Origin of the sequence: Gilliamella sp. B14448G11 (assembly GCF_016101765.1) — a bacterium.
GTDB lineage: Bacteria > Pseudomonadota > Gammaproteobacteria > Enterobacterales > Orbaceae > Gilliamella > Gilliamella apicola_N.
This window is the reverse complement of sequence record NZ_JACFPX010000003.1, coordinates 58,126-76,079: the sequence shown is the minus strand read 5'-3', so window position 1 is coordinate 76,079 and position 17,954 is coordinate 58,126. Positions and strand designations below refer to the sequence as shown.

Here is a 17,954-nt window from a genome sequence, read left to right as displayed (position 1 = left end):
CACGTAAGAGAGTATAACTTTAGGATTTACTATGATCCATCTCTCCCCCAGCATATCAATCAATTTTAGGCTGAAAAAATGAATAGCGAATTACAGTTACCGCCCTTTGTTTATCGAATATTACCTTGGATTGCCGCATTTGCATTTTTTATGCAATCACTTGATACCTCAATTTTAAATACTGCTCTGCCAACGATGGCTAAAGACCTTAATGAATCACCTTTGAACATGCAATCAGCAGTAATATGTTATGCGCTAACATTGGCATTATTTATTCCAGTAAGTGGTTTTTTATCGGATAAATTCGGCACACGAAATATTTTTGTGATGGCCGTATCACTTTTTACCTTAGGATCATTGCTTTGTGCTTTGTCCAATTCATTAGTTTTTTTAGATATATCAAGGGTGATTCAAGGTATTGGTGGTTCAATGATGGTACCTGTTTCACGCTTGGTTTTGATTAAAGCATTCAAACGTAATGAGTTCTTAGCAGCGTTAAACACAGCAACAATTCCGGGTTTAATCGGCCCAGTACTAGGACCAGTTTTAGGCGGCTACCTTGTTGATATGGTAAGTTGGCACTGGATCTTTTTTATTAATTTACCAATTGGTATTATTGGGGTAATGATTAGCTTAAGATATATGCCGAACATAAAAGGCGAACATATGCCTTTTGATTCATTTGGATTTATATTTATCGTTATTACTTTTATTAGTGCAACCCTTAGTGTTGAATGTTTAAATCAAGGTCAACAATATTATTTACCTCTGGCTCTCGCTGTCATTAGCCTTGCTTTTTTATTTATTTATCGCAGCTATGCGAAAAAGAAACAAGCCCCCTTATTTCCACTCTCTTTATTTGATATAAGAACATTTAAAATAGGAATTATTGGTAATTTAGTTTGTCGATTAGGTATTTCTGGTGTGCCCTTTCTAATTCCTTTATTTCTACAAGTTGGATTCGGTTATTCGGCAATTTTTGCAGGAATGATGCTAATGCCAATGGCAATTGCATCAATTTGTACAAGGTTCTTTATTACTCGGATTCTTGGTCGTTTAGGCTATCGTTTCGTGTTAATAGCAAATACCATTTTGGCAGGAATTTTAATCCTTTTAATGTCGTTATTAAACTTAAGTACTCCACTTTTGATATTAGGGATTTTGCTATTTTGTATTGGTGGCGTCAATTCAATGCAATTTACTTCAATGAACAGTATAACGTTAGCAAACTTACAAGGAGAAAGCACAAGTAGTGGCAATAGTTTGATGGCCGTCAATCAACAGTTAGCGATCAGTTTTGGTACTGGTTTTGGTGCTTTGTTGGTAAGATTATTTGGTTACACAACAACGACTATTCACGCATTTCAACTAACCTTTGTTATACTGGGTATTGTAACCATGCTATCAAGCATGATTTTTGCTCAATTGAAAAAACAAGATGGTGAGAATTTAACGGCTCGGCATTAAGCGACAAGGAGATAACAATTATGTTTCAATATCAAATCATTCCAGTAACGGATTTTCAAGAAAACTGCAGTATTATTTGGTGTGATGAAACAAATGAGGCTGCCTTTATTGATCCCGGTGGCGAGCCAGAATTACTCAAAAAAGCAGTTGAAAAACTTGGGGTTAATATTAAACAAATTTTATTAACACACGGGCATTTAGATCATGTTGGCGTAGCTGCTGAATTAGCTAAACACTATGATGTCAAAATCATTGGTCCTAGCCAAGAAGATGAGTTCTTATTTACAGCCTTACCTCAACAATCTATGCAATTTGGTTTTCCTTATACCGAAAGTTTTTTACCTGATCGTTGGTTAAAAGAGAACGATAAAATTCAGATTGGCAATATCTCGCTTGATGTCCTGTTTTGCCCTGGTCACACTCCTGGGCATATTGTATTTATCAATGTAAAAGATAAAATTGCTTTTGTTGGGGATGTACTTTTCAAAAACAGTATTGGACGAACAGACTTTCCTCGCGGGAATCATGCCGATCTCATCTCATCAATTACCCATAAACTATTTCCTCTTGGCGATGACTTTATATTTGTTCCTGGTCATGGTCCAATGTCAAGTTTTGGAAATGAACGAATGACCAATCCTTTCTTAGTTTAATTAAAAATGTTGAAAACAATAATGTAAACTTTTTTATTCAAAAATAGTTTACATTATAAATTTTTGTATTATTATGGCACTACTGTTTATTTTTTAATGGTAGAAAATAATGAAACAACAATTAACAACATATTACCCTACATTCATTAACACGCTGTTCAATTTATCATCTTGGCAACGCAAATTATGTACAACCACCAGTGCAGCACTATTGCTAGGCCTTGCGGCGAATATCAGCATTCCCACGTACCCAGTACCTTTTAGCTTACAATCTTTAGGTGTTTTACTGATTGGTGCTTGTCTAGGTCGTAAACTAGGTGCATTAGCGATTCTCCAATATCTGTTTTTAGGTGCGCTCGGTTTACCAATGTTTGCTAATGGTAGTGGTGGATTTATGGCGCTAGTATCACCTTCTGCTGGTTACCTATATGGGTATGCATTTAGTGCTTATATCGCTGGATTTGCTGCCGAAAAAGGTTATGATCGTCGCTTCCTTTTAGGATTAATCGCCTTTGCTTGCGCTCATCAATTAATCTTTGTATTTGGTGTAACTTATTTAATGGGTTATTTTCATATTTCACTTACCGAAGCATTACAAGTGGGTTATTTACCTTTCGTTGGTGTTGATGCGCTCAAGTTTATCATTGCGACTTGTGTTATGTTTTCATTATGGCGTTATCACGCGAAAAAACATCAATAAAGATGCAAGTTGGCGATATCATTTTTCAATCTCAGAATGAGGAAAGCGAATTTAATAAGGCAATTACTCATTCTGGTTTCCTGCCTAGTTCAAACGATATAATTAATCAAATAAGCCATGTCGGCTTATATATCGGCAATGATCTGGTGATTGAGGCGACCCAAAAGCATGGAGTAATCAAGCAACCACTTAAATCTTTTTTAGACTCCGCCCAATATAATGTGGTTGCAACGATTGGCAATAAAACTATCATTAAAAATGCATTAATTCGTGTTCAAGACTGTTTAGGATTGCCCTATAACCACAGTTTTCGTTCGGATGCTAAAGGGTTTTACTGTAGTCAACTTATTACTTATGCTTTTAAGTATGAATCAGGTAAAGATTATTTTAAACTCTATCCTATGAATTTTAAGAATTTAACCACTGACCAGATTCTCCCTTATTGGATCAATTATTATCGAGAATTAAAACAACCGATCCCTCAAGGAGAGCTCGGCTCACATCCACAACAGCTATTAAGACAAAAAGAACTATTTAAGACAATCCTGACACTTAAATAATATTAAATAACGATAATAAGTTAAAAATTGAACAAAAAAGAAATTTCAGATAATTAACTATTGACATAACGACATTAAATCTATAATATGCGCGCTACATTTCGGTTCCTCCATAGTTCAGTCGGTAGAACGGCGGACTGTTAATCCGTATGTCACAGGTTCAAGTCCTGTTGGAGGAGCCAACTTCTCACATCATTTTATATGCCATAAAAACACTAAATTTCAATTATCATTTGCTATTATTCTAACTTTTCATTATTAATCTATTTTTTAAAAATCATAAATAAACGAGTAAATAAAAATTACTTACTCCATACTACAATTAAATTTATTCAATATGTTAAAAAATAAAATTATCAATCACGCTTTTTTGTTATCTTAGCAGATCACTAAGCAAATCTTAGATATAGCCATTACATTTTACGCAGAAAAGCACAATAATTATCGTTGGCATACAGTAAACGATCATCGGCTCCTGAAATATTTTTTGAGCCTTTATCTAAATCCCCTATCCAACCTAATATTTGTGGGCGATATTGTGATGGCATTGTTATTCCTAATTATTCCTTTTGCTTTATTTTTATTTCTTGGGGGATCTAGTTATTGCACATGATATTTTTGCTTAATCTCATTCAGATGCTCGGGCGACAGGGCGTTAAACGCTTCCACCATCCATTCCGGCCAACCTTGATCTTGAATGATATCCTTTTTAAAAGGTGTTTCTTGCTCCCATGTATATTTTCCGTCGTTTAAACTGATTAAATCGTTAAAGCACATAAAATTATTGACCCATCCCCACACCTGATAACTACCAATACCATAACGCAGTGGATCTAATAGCACATGGTCAATAGTTTTATGTGTGCCCGGCTCACACACCATTAAAATAGTAGTATTGAGTGAATAGGTGGAAAAGTTATGCACCACAACCCCATGTAAATCAGCCCAATCATACTCTTTTATTCGTTTTTTATTAGGCTGTAAAAAATGAATGGGATTTTTAAACGAAGTAAAATTAAAGAAATAACTTTCATTAATATACACTTTATTGGTTTTACGATTAAAGATTATTGGACTACCTTTTCGTGTAAAAAGATTTTGGTATAATTCGGGAATCATTAGATATATGGCAAACAAACTGACAATAACGCCTAATGATAATAAAATATCTATAATTTTTTCATCATTATCAATTGAGATTTCAAAACTAAAACTAAAATTAAATGAAAAATAAAAAATTATATAAAAAGTAAGGGATAATATTGATATTAAGGAAATAAATAAATAAAAAATCTGATCAGATGACGTTTTACGAAGAAAAGCGCAATAGTTATCGTTGGTATACAGTAAACGATCATCGGCTCCTGAAAGGTAATTCGTACCTTTATCTAAATCATCTATCCAGCCTAATAATTGTGGGCGATATTGTGATGGCATTGTTGCTCCTAATTATTCCTTTTGCTTTATTTTTATTTCTTGAGTAATTTAGTTATTGCACATGATATTTTTGCTTAATTTCAGTAAGGTGTTCGGGCGACAGGGCGTTAAACGCTTCCACCATCCATTCCGGCCAGCCTTGATCTTGAATGATATCCTTTTTAAAAGGTGTTTCTTGCTCCCACGTATATTTTCCGTCGTTTAAACTGATTAGATCGTTAAAGCACATAAAATTATTGACCCATCCCCACACCTGATAACTACCAATACCATTACGCAGTGGATCTAATAGCACATGGTCAATAGTTTTATGCGTGCCCGGCTCACACACCATTAAAATAGTGGTATTGAGTGAATAGGTGGAAAAGTTATGCACCACAACCCCATGTAAATTGGTCCAATCATACTCTTTTATTCGTTTTTTATTAGGCTGTAAAAAATGAATCGGATTTTTAAACGAAGTAAAATTAAAAAAATAGCTTTCATTAATATACACTTTATTGGTTTTACGATTAAAGATTATTGGACTACCTTTTCGTGTAAAAAGATTTTGGTATAATTCGGGAATCATTAAATATAGAGTAATAACAAACAAAATAATAATTAACGGAATCAGAAATATAGCTTTATGACTATTAGAATCTATTTTTATTAGTGTAAGTAAATATATTGATACTGGTATAATGAAAATCAATAAAAATGTAATAATACCACTAATACATAAATAAAATATCTGATCAGAAGATGTTTTACGAAGAAAAGCGCAATAGTTATCGTTAGCATACAGTAAACGATCATCGGCTCCTGAAATATTTTTTGAGCCTTTATCTAAATCCCCTATCCAGCCTAATATTTGTGGACGATATTGTGATGGCATTGTTGCTCCTAATTATTCCTTTTTCTTTATTTTTATTTCTTGAGCAATCTAGTTATTGCACATGATATTTTTGCTTAATTTCAGTAAGGTGCTCGGGCGACAGGGCGTTAAACGCTTCAACCATCCATTCCGGCCAGCCTTGATCTTGGATGATATCCTTTTTAAAAGGTGTTTCTTGCTCCCACGTATATTTTCCGTCGTTTAAACTGATTAGATCGTTAAAGCACATAAAATTATTGACCCATCCCCAGACCTGATAACTACCAATACCATAACGCAGTGGATCTAATAGCACATGGTCAATAGTTTTATGCGTGCCAGGCTCACACACCATTAAAATAGTAGTATTGAGTGAATAGGTGGAAAAGTTATGCACCACAACCCCATGTAAATCGGCCCAATCATACTCTTTTATTCGTTTTTTGTTAGGCTTTAAAAAGTGAATCGGATTTTTAAACGAAGTAAAATTAAAGAAATAACTTTCATTAATATATACTTTATTGGTTTTACGATTAAAGATTATTGGGCATCCTCGACGTGTAAAAAGATTTTGATAAATTTCGGGTATGGATATATATATAGCAAGAAAGCAAGCAATTTGTGCGATAATAATAATAAGTGACATTAAACTTTCATTTTTATATAGTAAATCAGATAGTAATGAAAAAATTAAATAAATTGTCGGTATTAATCCAATAAAAACTATAGTAAAAATGCATAAATAAAATACCTGATCAGAAGATGTTTTGCGAAGGAAAGCGCAATAGTTATCGTTAGCATACAGTAAACGATCATCGGCACCTGAAATATTTTTTGAGCCTTTATCTAAATCCCCTATCCAGCCTAATATTTGTGGACGATATTGTGATGGCATTGTTGCTCCTAATTATTCCTTTTTCTTTATTTTTATTTCTTGAGCAATCTAGTTATTGCACATGATATTTTTGCTTAATCTCAGTAAGGTGTTCGGGCGATAGGGCGTTAAACGCTTCCACCATCCATTCCGGCCAACCTTGATCTTGAATGATATCCTTTTTAAAAGGTGTTTCTTGCTCCCACGTATATTTTCCGTCGTTTAAACTGATTAAATCGTTAAAGCACATAAAATTATTAACCCATCCCCAGACTTGATAACTACCAATACCATAACGCAGTGGATCTAATAGCACATGGTCAATAGTTTTATGCGTACCCGGCTCACACACCATTAAAATAGTAGTATTGAGTGAATAGGTGGAAAAGTTATGCACCACAACCCCATGTAAATCGGCCCAATCATACTCTTTTATTCGTTTTTTATTAGGCTGTAAAAAATGAATCGGATTTTTAAACGAAGTAAAATTAAAGAAATAACTTTCATTAATATACACTTTATTGGTTTTACGATTAAAGATTATTGGGCATCCTCGACGTGTAAAAAGATTTTGATAAATTTCGGGTATAGATAGGTATAATCCAACAAAAGAAGCAATTAACATAACAATAAAAGTGATAAATATTAAAGTATCTTCATCAGAATCTAAATCTAAATCTAAAATTATAGTTATAGATAAATAAATTAAAGGTATTGAAAGAATAAAAGCAATAGTAAAAACACATAAATAAAAAATCTGATCAGATGACGTTTTGCGAAGAAAAGCACAATAATTATCGTTGGCATACAGTAAACGATCATCGGCTCCTGAAATATTTTTTGAGCCTTTATCTAAATCCCCTATCCAGCCTAATATTTGTGGACGATATTGTGATGGCATTGTTATTCCTAATTATTCCTTTTTCTTTATTTTTATTTCTTGAGTAATCTAGTTATTGCACATGATATTTTTGCTTAATCTCAGTAAGGTGTTCGGGCGACAGGGCGTTAAACGCTTCCACCATCCATTCCGGCCAACCTTGATCTTGGATGATGTCCTTTTTAAAAGGCGTTTCTTGCTCCCACGTATATTTTCCGTCGTTTAAACTGATTAGATCGTTAAAGCACATAAAATTATTAACCCATCCCCAGACCTGATAACTACCAATACCATAACGCAGTGGATCTAATAGCACATGGTCAATAGTTTTATGCGTACCCGGCTCACACACCATTAAAATAGTAGTATTGAGTGAATAGGTGGAAAAGTTATGCACCACAACCCCATGTAAATCGGCCCAATCATACTCTTTTATTCGTTTTTTATTAGGCTGTAAAAAATGAATGGGATTTTTAAACGAAGTAAAATTAAAGAAATAACTTTCATTAATATACACTTTATTAGTTTTACGATTAAAGATTATTGGACATCCTCGACGTGTAAAAAGATTTTGATATAGTTCAGGAATCATTAGATATAAAACTAAAATAAAACAAAATAAAAATGTTAATAATAAAAAGTAAACTGTTTTACTATTACAACTTGAAAGCGCATAACTTAACGAGGGTATTAAAAAAATACTTGCAATTGTACAAATAAAACTTATACAAAAATAAAAAACCTGATCAGAAGATGTTTTGCGAAGAAAAGCACAATAATTATCGTTAGCATACAGTAAACGATCATCGGCACCTGAAATATTTTTTGACCCTTTATCTAAATCCCCTATCCAACCTAATATTTGTGGACGATATTGTGATGGCATTGTTGCTCCTTTTCGTTAATTAATTTTGTTAGACTTTTTGGTAATGATTAATGGGACTGCTTCACGGTTATTATACTCAATGATTATATGGTATTTTTTAATACTATTAGCGGCAATTGTGCCTGCAATCCATTTGTTAATAATTAACCCATCACTTTCAATACTATCACCCTGTTTAACCATAACATTTTTAATATCACTAAATTTTGGTTTGCTTTCGATCACTTTTGTTCCATTTGCTAGAGTTTGCGTTAATTGAAATTCAGCCGGTTCATCGATATAACGCTCCCCAATTGAAGAAGGAAACTTGCTTATCAATGACGGCAGTTCATATTTATTGAAAAACATTTTTTTATCGGTGCAAATATATTTGTCGGTTACTGGATCACTTTTAATCTCTAAAACTTCAATACCGTTGGTTGTTACGCGGCATTTTAAATCGATATATTTATCGGTTACAACACTTGATTGGTTATCAAGATGTTCCCAGTTATAAAGATATAAACGAATGGAAGCCGTTAGCGCTTCGTTAGGATTGGCTTTGGCAAAATCGGGAATATCCACATAAAAATAGATGTGACGTTGAAAGATATTGGATGAATCAGGCATTGGTACTACAGGGGCACCATTATAAAGCGATTGCAAACGGATAAAGGTTTGAATGCCATAGATCATAACTGTATAGTCATTGAGCGCTAAACCAAAACCACTGTGTGAATAGCGATCTTCTTCATGGTAAGCATCATAACCTAAATATTCTAGCTCTGCTTGTTTGCCAAAATAGCAACGATTTAACCAATGCTGAATAGGCGTGTATTTATCATATTTTTTACTAAACAAAATGGCAATTCCGCCCGCAATCATAAAAATAGCACCAATAATAATGGTTAATAATGTCCCTGCTAATGCTACGATAACCCCAAAAACTAAAGCAAGTGATCCATAAAATCTTGCTTGAAAATAATCTTGATCTTCCATATCCACCATATCAAAGGCACTTTTTAACTCACCAATGGCTTCAAGAACGGTGATTACTGTTGTTACTCTGGAAACTGTTTTACTAATTAGAGTATTTAATTTTAATTGACTACGAATGGCTTGCTTATTCTTATTGGTATCAATAGCATTTTCTAACTGCTTATTGAGTTTAATATTTTGGTATTGATTGGTTAAATCAATACTCATTAAAGCTAGTGATACCACATCTTTTATTAGTTGTACTTTTACTTTTTGTTCGCCACTGCCCTCTTTAGCAACTCCCCACTCTTTGAGAGTGTCTTTTATATTCATCAAAGTGACAACACATGATATTGCATCCACTGCCAGATTAATGGCAAATGTTATTTTTCCAATTTTAATTTCGCTATTAACGCCTTCTAGCTCAATTTTATTAATGACTGTTTCTAAATCAATTTTATTTTTGTTTGAAAGATCTCCTATCTTTTCTATTTTATGGTTGATTTTTGTGGTTTTATTGCTAGTATTTTTGCTACTACCTTGATTTATTTTTTCATTGATTGACGTTTTATTTTTGGTTGCATTCTCAAGCTGTGCTTGAAGATTTTTTTGTTTATAAATTAGCTTAAAATAGTCTTTATACGCACTTTCAATAAATTTTTTTAATTCGTAGGGTTTTAATATCCCATTGGTTTTCTTAATAAACTCGACAAATAAACTTCTTGTTACTTTGTCTGGAAAACAGAGCGTAAATTTGGCTTTTCTGGTTTTAGTTGTACCTGTTTTGGTTACCTTTTCATCAATGTCAAAATTTTGCAAAAATTCCTGTTCGTGTGGATGATAAAGACCTCGATTAAAAAAACCTCGCTGCATTTGAGTAATTAAATTTTGGATTTTAGCGATATTCTCAGGTTTTATCTGTATATTAATTTCAACGGGCATCGCCCCGATTCTGGCTAGTTGATCAAAAGCGTTAAGTCGCATCCACTGTGATTTTATAGGTATATGTAATTTATCTTTAATTAGTACAGCCTGCTTTTTAAGAGCGGTATTATTTAATAAATCATTTCTATTAGCGCTCTGCCCTAAGTTTGACACATTTGGTTGAGCCATTTCTGACATTTGTTGATTAACCTTTTCAAGCTCTTTATTTAATGTTTGAATTTCAGCATTGTACTTTCTTTTTGCCTTTATCAATTCTTGAATTTCAGTTTGATTATGGACTGGAATACTCTTTTTTTTGCTTTCCAGTTGTTCTATTTTTTGCTGATTGATTTTAATTTCAGCTTCTAACTGTGCTTTATTCTGTTCTAATATATATTGTTTTCTTTTTAGTGCTTCTTTGTTTACTTCTTCAATTACTTTATTTACAACAGGTGTAAAATTCAATACATTTGATATTATATCGTTAGGTTTGAGCAGTCGATTATCCGTCAGTTCAACATACACTTCTTCATCACGATCAATACCTTTAGGATTATTATAGTCAATAATGTAATAGATACTTTCTGGATTGCTAAGCAGCTCATCCCACAAGGCACTATCATTAGCAAATTTTATTTCTGAATGGGTTGAATCTAATAGTATTTGCGTAACTTCTGTTACATGCGCCATCAAGGCTGTTTCAACCGAAAAATCAAATTCACGTTGCCAAAAATGGACTAGGTTAAAACTGCTTGGTTTTGATTCACCATAGTCCGATATAAACTCTTGCTTACCAAACAACCAGCGAACATAAGTATAATAATCTTGTGACCATTCTCGACAATAATTAACGACTTCGTTATAAGCTGACTCTAATTCGCTAGTAAAATTCTGAATTGTATCTTGATTAACACAATCATCAAAATCGTCTAATGCTTGCTTTTTGTCTGACGATAGTCTGCCTATTCTAGCTCGCATTCCTGCTGATACGGGAATACCGTTATAGCCAACATGATCATTACCAGAATTTACAACTTTTTCAATCTCTTCCTCTACTTTAGCAATTTCACGATCATAAGACGTTACAATTGACTGACGGTACTGAGTCATCAATTCAAATATCATTCGTTTTTTTAACATTCCAGCTTCATAATATTTAAAGCGTTGTTGCAAATCTGGATTGATTGTTTTGAGCATATTTTTGGCACGTTGTTCATAAATTTTGGTTTCTTTATCGATGTCATCCAAATTATCAATACTTTCTTCAGCAAGTTTTAATTCGTCATCGGTCAGCGGTTTTTCATTGAATATATGCAAATGCGAAAGCCGCTGAGAGTTTAACTCTTCAGCAATACCAAAGGTGTCTTCCACAACGACACCACATGAGGAATCTGATAATTGATTGACATGGTAGGCAAATAAACGTTTTTGATTATAAAGACTGACAAATGGATGTGCCGATTTGAAGTTTGTCAATGGGTCTTTTTTTATTCTAAATTCAAGTACGTTACTGACACTTTCGGTATCATCCGCTTTACCAAAAATATCCGCAAAAGGTACTGCTCGATTGTTAGTTGCTTGATCGGGATCGTCTTTCAATTTGGTTATATCAATATGGGTAAAACGAGACAGCGCCAGTTTGTCTTGTTCTTTAATATATTGATTAATTGTTTCGCTAGACCAAGGTTGTGATACATACGCTACCCATGCATTGGTATAGACTCGATCATCTAAATTAATAAATGAAGCTGGAATGGAGTGACAGGCATTGTAACACGCTTTTGATAATGGTCTTGGTTCTGTACCACTTAAACTATAAGCATCTTTTAAACGTAATGCACCATCAATACACTCATAAGCTTCAAGCATTCGTGTATTAATATCATCCCCTTTTTGTTGCATCACATAAACATAACCATTGCGCAGGGTACGCAAAATATAGCCATAATCTTTTAACTGTTCGTCAGGCATGCGATTTTTAAAGTTTATTTTTTGTGCATAATTAGCTAACGATTGATAATCAAGATCACTTTTTGCGCCGTCAAACGGAGCTAACTTAATTACCGCCTGACGCAGTAAAAACACCGGAATCCCTTTCCGCTCACATACAGGACATTTACCAGCCGCTTGTTTTTTATTTTGATTGGCGGTATTTATTTCTTTTTGCATGTTGGCTATTCCTTATTATTTTATTGTTTTATTTATCTAATTTACTTAATGTTTGTACTTTCAATAATAATATTGGCATTATTAACTTGTGTTGATAGTGTTCCAGGTGTTTTTTTAGCAAGCTCAGTTAGCATTAAAACTTTTGGATTTTGGGTAAAGGCTTGATGGTACCTTAAGCCACAAATTCCCCAAAATAAGATATCACCAGCATCAACTAAACCTAATTGCTTGGCTTGCTCAACCAATTGTGTCGCCTCAGTGATAACATCTTTTGATAATGGTAAAGATTGTTGCTCTTCAAATTGTAATCGGTTATTTGCCCAAGCATTAACCAAAGTACGGATTATTCGAATATTTTTAATAGGCAGATTGTCATCAACATCCCAACTATTTTCTGGTATAGTTTCTTTATTAGCAGTAAATTGAATAAATTTACCATTATGAATTGAAGGATAATAATAGTTGTAAATTTGAGAAAATTGCGCTTTTAACCACGCTTTACTTTGATTTGAGCCCACTTCATCTAAAAATTGCATCCGAAAAGGCTCAAAAAATGGGTAATACGATCCTTTTAAAGTTCGACCAATTGAATTACCAATATCGATTAATTGTTTTGCCAACGCTGACGGTTTTTGGTCACTAACCAGATAAGCACAGATATAACGTTGTGACCAAAAACGCTCTAATGTGGCTTGTCGGCTAATGTCATCAATAATGACATCATCGGTCAATATACTTGGCTCTGCCAATTGAATCAATGTCGGGCAAACACTCGGATCGTAATCTAGATCAGTACGTAATACTGTTGTTAGTTTTTTCTCACCAAAAGCTTTATTTTCGCCAAATTGTTGAGTTAGTTTTTCAAGTGATAACGGATTTGCCCAATGAAGTACAACCCTATTATCAATTAAAAGATAACGATATCGTCTAAAATTATCGTACCGATTTAGTTCATTGAACATTTTTAACCTTTTTTCGTACAGCGTTTATCATTAATTTCACTCATTTTTAGTAAAATAGTTCTTTTTGGTTAACGCTCATTTTTTCATCGCGTTACATTTTAAGTAGACATTATCGATGATTCTCAACTCAATGTTGTTTTCGTTGATTTTAATAAATCAATCAATTAGATCTAACATTGGGTTGACCGATAACTTTTTGTAGCTGAAAGTGGAAATAATTGAATAATCGCAAGATTGATTTAATTGTTCGTCTATTGCAACTGGAAAAATAGAAATTAATCTATTGGTTATAATATCAATTTCAAGCGAATCACGATTTTTTAAAACCGTTTTAGAAAGTGCGTTAACACCGGCTGATGTTGTTTTTAAAAAAGATGTTTCCATTACTTCCTTACATATCCTAACAAGCTAAATTTTATTTATTATTTTTTAAAATGAAATATTCCCAGTATTAACTTTAATATAAGTACATTACGTTTTGTATAAAAGGATATAATTTATTTGTATGATTTTCAATCTGTTATTATATTTTTTTTAACTTAATTATGTGTGTTTTTTTATCAAGTTATAGTTAAATAACCATTATTAGCATGATTAAAATTACTCTGTTAGCAAGCTAAATAATGGATACAAAATGTCAATTAACTGTAACACTTATTCATTTAATTTTAATGCTAAAAATTAGCATTTATTTAAAATAATGTGATTAAAGATGACGATAATGGTATTAATTGAATTTATCATTGCAAATGATAATTATTGAAATACAAATATTTTGTTTTTATAACTGTTATTGCTTAATATATTGTTGAGTATTTTTGAGATAATTAATACTGAGTTTATTGTCAATTAATATAATAATTTTAATACATTAGGAATTAGGAACCCATGCATATACATTTTATAGTCCACGAAGAATTTGAAGCACCAGGTGCTTATGAGCAATGGGCGAAAATACATCAACATACTATTAGTTATTCGCGGGTTTATCTTGGTGAAGCACTACCTGATAATATCAATCACATTGACTTTTTAATTATCATGGGTGGGCCGCAATCACCAGCAACGACGAAGCAAGAATGTGCACATTTTGATTCATTAGCTGAACAAGCAGTCATTTTGTCAGCCATTGAAGCAGGGAAAGTCGTTATCGGTGTTTGCTTAGGTTCACAATTGATTGGTGAGGCATTAGGTGCAACTCATGAACATAGCCCAGAAAAAGAAATTGGCAAATTCCCAATTACATTAACTGAAGTTGGAAAACATCACTCTTTATTTACGCATTTTGGTGATCAATTAGCGGTAGGTCATTGGCACAATGATATGCCGGGATTAACAAAAGATGCTCAAATAATTGCGTATAGTGAAGGTTGTCCGCGGCAAATTATTGCTTATGGTAAATTGGTTTATGGTTTTCAGTGTCATTTAGAATTAACACATGAAGTCGTTGAAAAACTCATTTCTCATTCGCTAAACGATCTGAATCAAGCTGCAAATTATCGTTTTGTTGATACACCCGAAATGTTACGGGAACATGATTATAGCCAAATGAATTTAAAGCTTTTTGTTTTTCTTGATAAGTTAAGCATTAATTATTTATCACTAAAAAAATAATCAATTCAGTGGTTAGGATGGAGTTGTATGCAAAACACTATTGTAGAAAAACCTAAAAAACGCAGTCAGTTAAGATTAAAATTAGGTAAAGAGTATTTTATCGTTAAGCGTAAATTAGATTGGTGGCGCAACCGCCACGCCTATTGCGTAATAGATAAGAATAATAATACTTGCTGCTATTCTCATAAAAAACATCAATCTGTATTGTTAAGACAACTAAAAGATGTTGATATGTATTTGCAATATAACAAAATCACTAATCTTCGCTTAGCGATTGAACAGATTAACGGTTCGATAATTAAGCCCAATCAACGATTTTCAATTTGGCAAAAAGTGGGGCGGCCGTCTAAAGAACGTGGTTTTTTAGAAGGTCTCTCACTGCATAATGGTCAAATCGGTAAAGATATTGGTGGTGGCTTATGTCAACTTGGCAATTTAATTTACTGGATTGTACTACACTCTGATTTAACAATTATTGAACGGTGGCGACATAGTTTTGATGTTTTTCCTGATGTTAATCGTACTATTCCATTTGCTTGTGGTGCAACATTATCTTATAACTATATAGATTTACAATTGCTCAATAAAACAAATACAACCTACCGACTTAACCTTTGGTTAGATGATGAATACTTACATGGTGAACTGCTAGCCAATACACCACTATCTTATCACTATGAAATATTCGAAACTGATCACGTCATTGAGCAACAATGGTGGGGTGGATACACGAGACACAATAAGATATGGCAACGTAAAACGCATTTGCTTGATAAACAGATAGAGGAAAATCTTATTAGTGAAAATCATGCAATTATGATGTATACACCTTATTTAACTCAGCAAAACTAACCGTAAAAATCGTACAGCAATTACATTAATTAGATAGTCATCAACTATCTAAATAATAGTTTGTGGACACTAGTAATAGCTCGTATACTTTTAACATAAAAAGTAAAAAACCAATAAATGAAAGGAGCAATTTCATGGCTTATACATTACCCCCTCTACCTTATGCTTATGATGCTTTAGAGCCTTATATTGATACTGAAACCATGCATCTTCATCATGATAAACATCATCAAACTTATGTAAATAACGCTAACGCATTATTAGAATCATTACCTGCTGAAGTTAAAGACTTTTGTCCTGAAACATTACTAAAAAACCTAGATAAAGTCCCATCAGACAAAGTTACTGGCATCAAAAACAATGTTGGTGGTCATGTTAATCACACTCTTTTCTGGGAATTGTTAAAAATTGGAACTGAACTTAAAGGTGAGCTGAAAACAGCCATAGAAAAAGATTTTGGTTCGATTGATGCATTTAAAGAGAAATTTTCTGCTGCTGCTGCAACCCGTTTTGGTTCAGGTTGGGCATGGTTAGTGCTTAAAGATGGTAAGCTTGAAGTTGTTTCCACCGCTAATCAAGATTCACCAATTATGGGTGAAAAATTTGCTGGTGTATCTGGCACACCAATTTTGGCTCTTGACGTTTGGGAACATGCTTACTATTTGAAATATCAAAACCGTCGTGCTGACTACATTGGGGCATTTTGGAATGTTATTAATTGGGATAAAGTCGCCGAGTTATACGCAGAAGCTAAAAAATAATTTAAATAACTTTATCCAAACTATCTGATAATGGCGCCTTGTGCGTCATTATCGTTTTAGAGTAATTATTCTTTACCATTGTGGCTATATTACGTTTAATTTATTTTGTAAAATTTGAACCATTTTTTTATCAATGTTCACCTCTTTTTAATAATGTTACTTTATCCCTCACTTTGTTGGATAAAATTATTGAATCACAATGCACCAAGCCTAAATTGGTAATTGCTAAATTATACTTAAATCCGCTACAATGAATGCTTATTTAAAAATCATAAACTGAGCATCCAATTTAAAACATGTTTGAAATTAATCCGGTTAAATCAAAGATCGCAGAACTTACCGAACGCACTGCTGTGATTCGGGGGTATCTTTGACTATGATCTAAAAAAAGAACGACTAGAAGAAGTCAACGCCGAATTAGAGCAATCTGAAGTCTGGGCTGATCCTGAAAAAGCACAAGCTTTAGGTAAAGAACGAGTAGCACTTGAAGATATCATCAATACCATTAATTCATTAGAGCAAGGACTTGACGATGTCGAAGGTTTACTTGAGCTTGCTATTGAAGCCGAAGATCAAGATACCTTTAATGAAACCAATCTAGAACTTGAACAATTAGAAAAAAAATTAGCAGGCCTTGAGTTCCGCCGTATGTTTTCTGGCGATTACGATAGTGCTGACTGTTATTTAGATATTCAATCAGGTTCAGGCGGTACTGAAGCGCAAGATTGGGCAGAAATGCTACTCAGAATGTATTTGCGTTGGGCTGAATCAAAAGGTTTTACCACCGAAGTTATGGAAGTATCAGATGGTGATGTTGCTGGTATAAAATCAGCAACAATTAAAGTATCTGGCGACTATGCTTATGGTTGGTTGCGCACCGAAACAGGAGTTCATAGGTTAGTACGTAAAAGTCCATTTGATTCAGGTAACCGTCGTCATACATCATTTGCATCTGTCTTTGTCTACCCTGAAATTGATGATAATATTGATATCGATATTAACCCTGCCGATCTTCGTATTGATGTTTATCGTGCATCCGGTGCGGGTGGTCAGCATGTTAATAGAACTGAATCAGCGGTACGTATTACCCATATTCCAACAGGCATTGTAACGCAATGTCAAAATAACCGTTCTCAGCACAGTAATAAAGATCAAGCCATGAAGCAGTTGAAAGCTAAATTGTATGAGCTTGAAATGCAGAAAAAGAATGCCGAAAAACAGCAGATGGAAGACAATAAATCCGATATTGGTTGGGGCAGTCAAATTCGTTCTTATGTCCTTGATGACTCAAGGATTAAAGATTTACGTACTGGTGTAGAAACACGTAATACTCAAGCCGTTTTAGACGGTGATTTAGATCAATTTATTGAAGAAAGCTTAAAAGCAGGTTTATAACCCTGCT

General features: G+C 33.4%; 17 protein-coding genes and 1 tRNA gene. 9 read left to right on the top strand and 9 right to left on the bottom strand.

Annotated features, from left to right (window positions below):
* Positions 1-78: 78 nt before the first annotated feature.
* The 5 genes from H3S88_RS02915 (at position 79) to H3S88_RS02895 (ending at position 3,562) form a co-directional block, all read left to right on the top strand.
* A complete protein-coding gene (locus H3S88_RS02915) occupies positions 79-1,467 on the top strand; it encodes an MFS transporter (RefSeq protein WP_198227638.1) in 1,389 nt (462 codons plus the stop codon).
* Positions 1,468-1,487: 20 nt separating this feature from the next.
* Positions 1,488-2,120 carry an MBL fold metallo-hydrolase gene (locus H3S88_RS02910; protein WP_065738215.1) on the top strand — a complete coding sequence of 211 codons (633 nt, stop codon included), beginning with the start codon at positions 1,488-1,490 and terminating at the stop codon, positions 2,118-2,120.
* 109 nt (positions 2,121-2,229) lie between these two features.
* A complete protein-coding gene (locus H3S88_RS02905) occupies positions 2,230-2,820 on the top strand; it encodes a biotin transporter BioY (RefSeq protein WP_086326248.1) in 591 nt (196 codons plus the stop codon).
* Positions 2,790-3,380: a YiiX/YebB-like N1pC/P60 family cysteine hydrolase gene (locus H3S88_RS02900; RefSeq protein ID WP_198227640.1), complete on the top strand. Its 591-nt coding sequence runs from the start codon at positions 2,790-2,792 to the stop codon at positions 3,378-3,380. Before H3S88_RS02905 ends, H3S88_RS02900 begins: the two co-directional genes overlap by 31 nt.
* Positions 3,381-3,486: 106 nt before the next feature.
* Positions 3,487-3,562 (top strand) — tRNA-Asn (locus H3S88_RS02895).
* 231 nt (positions 3,563-3,793) lie between these two features.
* On the opposite strand, the gene H3S88_RS13330 is transcribed toward H3S88_RS02895, so the two are convergent.
* The 9 genes from H3S88_RS13330 to H3S88_RS02855 form a co-directional block, all read right to left on the bottom strand.
* Positions 3,794-3,928, bottom strand: coding sequence for a hypothetical protein (locus H3S88_RS13330; protein WP_255519009.1), 135 nt, complete (start codon positions 3,926-3,928; stop codon positions 3,794-3,796).
* Between the two features lie 52 nt (positions 3,929-3,980).
* Positions 3,981-4,817 (bottom strand): DUF6708 domain-containing protein, encoded by an 837-nt coding sequence (locus H3S88_RS02890; RefSeq protein ID WP_198227642.1) that lies wholly within the window; start codon positions 4,815-4,817, stop codon positions 3,981-3,983.
* 52 nt (positions 4,818-4,869) lie between these two features.
* Positions 4,870-5,694 carry a DUF6708 domain-containing protein gene (locus H3S88_RS02885; protein ID WP_198227644.1) on the bottom strand — a complete coding sequence of 275 codons (825 nt, stop codon included), beginning with the start codon at positions 5,692-5,694 and terminating at the stop codon, positions 4,870-4,872.
* 52 nt (positions 5,695-5,746) lie between these two features.
* The gene (locus H3S88_RS02880) at positions 5,747-6,568 is read right to left on the bottom strand and encodes a DUF6708 domain-containing protein (RefSeq protein ID WP_198227646.1); all 822 of its coding nucleotides are present in this window, start codon (positions 6,566-6,568) and stop codon (positions 5,747-5,749) included.
* Positions 6,569-6,620: 52 nt separating this feature from the next.
* Positions 6,621-7,448 (bottom strand): DUF6708 domain-containing protein, encoded by an 828-nt coding sequence (locus H3S88_RS02875; RefSeq protein ID WP_198227648.1) that lies wholly within the window; start codon positions 7,446-7,448, stop codon positions 6,621-6,623.
* Positions 7,449-7,500: 52 nt separating this feature from the next.
* Positions 7,501-8,313 carry a DUF6708 domain-containing protein gene (locus H3S88_RS02870; protein WP_198227650.1) on the bottom strand — a complete coding sequence of 271 codons (813 nt, stop codon included), beginning with the start codon at positions 8,311-8,313 and terminating at the stop codon, positions 7,501-7,503.
* 15 nt (positions 8,314-8,328) lie between these two features.
* Entirely contained in the window at positions 8,329-12,363 is a 4,035-nt protein-coding gene (locus tag H3S88_RS02865; RefSeq protein WP_198227652.1) for a toxin VasX, read from the bottom strand.
* Between the two features lie 41 nt (positions 12,364-12,404).
* Entirely contained in the window at positions 12,405-13,325 is a 921-nt protein-coding gene (locus H3S88_RS02860) for a hypothetical protein (RefSeq protein ID WP_198227654.1), read from the bottom strand.
* Between the two features lie 156 nt (positions 13,326-13,481).
* Positions 13,482-13,709, bottom strand: coding sequence for a hypothetical protein (locus tag H3S88_RS02855; RefSeq protein ID WP_086326255.1), 228 nt, complete (start codon positions 13,707-13,709; stop codon positions 13,482-13,484).
* A gap of 504 nt (positions 13,710-14,213) precedes the next feature.
* Between H3S88_RS02855 and H3S88_RS02850 the strand changes: the two genes are divergently transcribed.
* The 4 genes from H3S88_RS02850 (at position 14,214) to prfB (ending at position 17,947) form a co-directional block, all read left to right on the top strand.
* A complete protein-coding gene (locus H3S88_RS02850) occupies positions 14,214-14,939 on the top strand; it encodes a type 1 glutamine amidotransferase (RefSeq protein WP_198227656.1) in 726 nt (241 codons plus the stop codon).
* Between the two features lie 27 nt (positions 14,940-14,966).
* Positions 14,967-15,791, top strand: a complete 825-nt coding sequence (locus tag H3S88_RS02845) for a VanW family protein (protein WP_198227658.1) — start codon at positions 14,967-14,969, stop codon at positions 15,789-15,791.
* Between the two features lie 134 nt (positions 15,792-15,925).
* On the top strand, positions 15,926-16,552 hold the full coding sequence (locus H3S88_RS02840) for a Fe-Mn family superoxide dismutase (protein WP_198227660.1): 627 nt from the start codon (positions 15,926-15,928) through the stop codon (positions 16,550-16,552).
* Positions 16,553-16,848: 296 nt separating this feature from the next.
* A protein-coding gene (gene prfB, locus H3S88_RS02835; RefSeq protein WP_143422390.1) for a peptide chain release factor 2 occupies positions 16,849-17,947 on the top strand; the annotation gives its coding sequence in 2 pieces (ribosomal slippage) (positions 16,849-16,923 and positions 16,925-17,947; 1,098 coding nt in all).
* The last annotated feature ends 7 nt before the right edge of the window (positions 17,948-17,954 follow it).

Coding starts and splice junctions, on each gene's coding strand:
- H3S88_RS13330 (WP_255519009.1), bottom strand. CDS start 3,928: ATGCCATCACAATATCGCCCACAAATATTAGGTTGGATAGGGGATTTA.
- H3S88_RS02845 (WP_198227658.1), top strand. CDS start 14,967: ATGCAAAACACTATTGTAGAAAAACCTAAAAAACGCAGTCAGTTAAGA.
- H3S88_RS02905 (WP_086326248.1), top strand. CDS start 2,230: ATGAAACAACAATTAACAACATATTACCCTACATTCATTAACACGCTG.
- H3S88_RS02875 (WP_198227648.1), bottom strand. CDS start 7,448: ATGCCATCACAATATCGTCCACAAATATTAGGCTGGATAGGGGATTTA.
- H3S88_RS02855 (WP_086326255.1), bottom strand. CDS start 13,709: ATGGAAACATCTTTTTTAAAAACAACATCAGCCGGTGTTAACGCACTT.
- H3S88_RS02870 (WP_198227650.1), bottom strand. CDS start 8,313: ATGCCATCACAATATCGTCCACAAATATTAGGTTGGATAGGGGATTTA.
- H3S88_RS02890 (WP_198227642.1), bottom strand. CDS start 4,817: ATGCCATCACAATATCGCCCACAATTATTAGGCTGGATAGATGATTTA.
- H3S88_RS02880 (WP_198227646.1), bottom strand. CDS start 6,568: ATGCCATCACAATATCGTCCACAAATATTAGGCTGGATAGGGGATTTA.
- H3S88_RS02915 (WP_198227638.1), top strand. CDS start 79: ATGAATAGCGAATTACAGTTACCGCCCTTTGTTTATCGAATATTACCT.
- H3S88_RS02840 (WP_198227660.1), top strand. CDS start 15,926: ATGGCTTATACATTACCCCCTCTACCTTATGCTTATGATGCTTTAGAG.
- H3S88_RS02860 (WP_198227654.1), bottom strand. CDS start 13,325: ATGTTCAATGAACTAAATCGGTACGATAATTTTAGACGATATCGTTAT.
- H3S88_RS02885 (WP_198227644.1), bottom strand. CDS start 5,694: ATGCCATCACAATATCGTCCACAAATATTAGGCTGGATAGGGGATTTA.
- H3S88_RS02850 (WP_198227656.1), top strand. CDS start 14,214: ATGCATATACATTTTATAGTCCACGAAGAATTTGAAGCACCAGGTGCT.
- H3S88_RS02910 (WP_065738215.1), top strand. CDS start 1,488: ATGTTTCAATATCAAATCATTCCAGTAACGGATTTTCAAGAAAACTGC.
- H3S88_RS02865 (WP_198227652.1), bottom strand. CDS start 12,363: ATGCAAAAAGAAATAAATACCGCCAATCAAAATAAAAAACAAGCGGCT.
- H3S88_RS02900 (WP_198227640.1), top strand. CDS start 2,790: ATGGCGTTATCACGCGAAAAAACATCAATAAAGATGCAAGTTGGCGAT.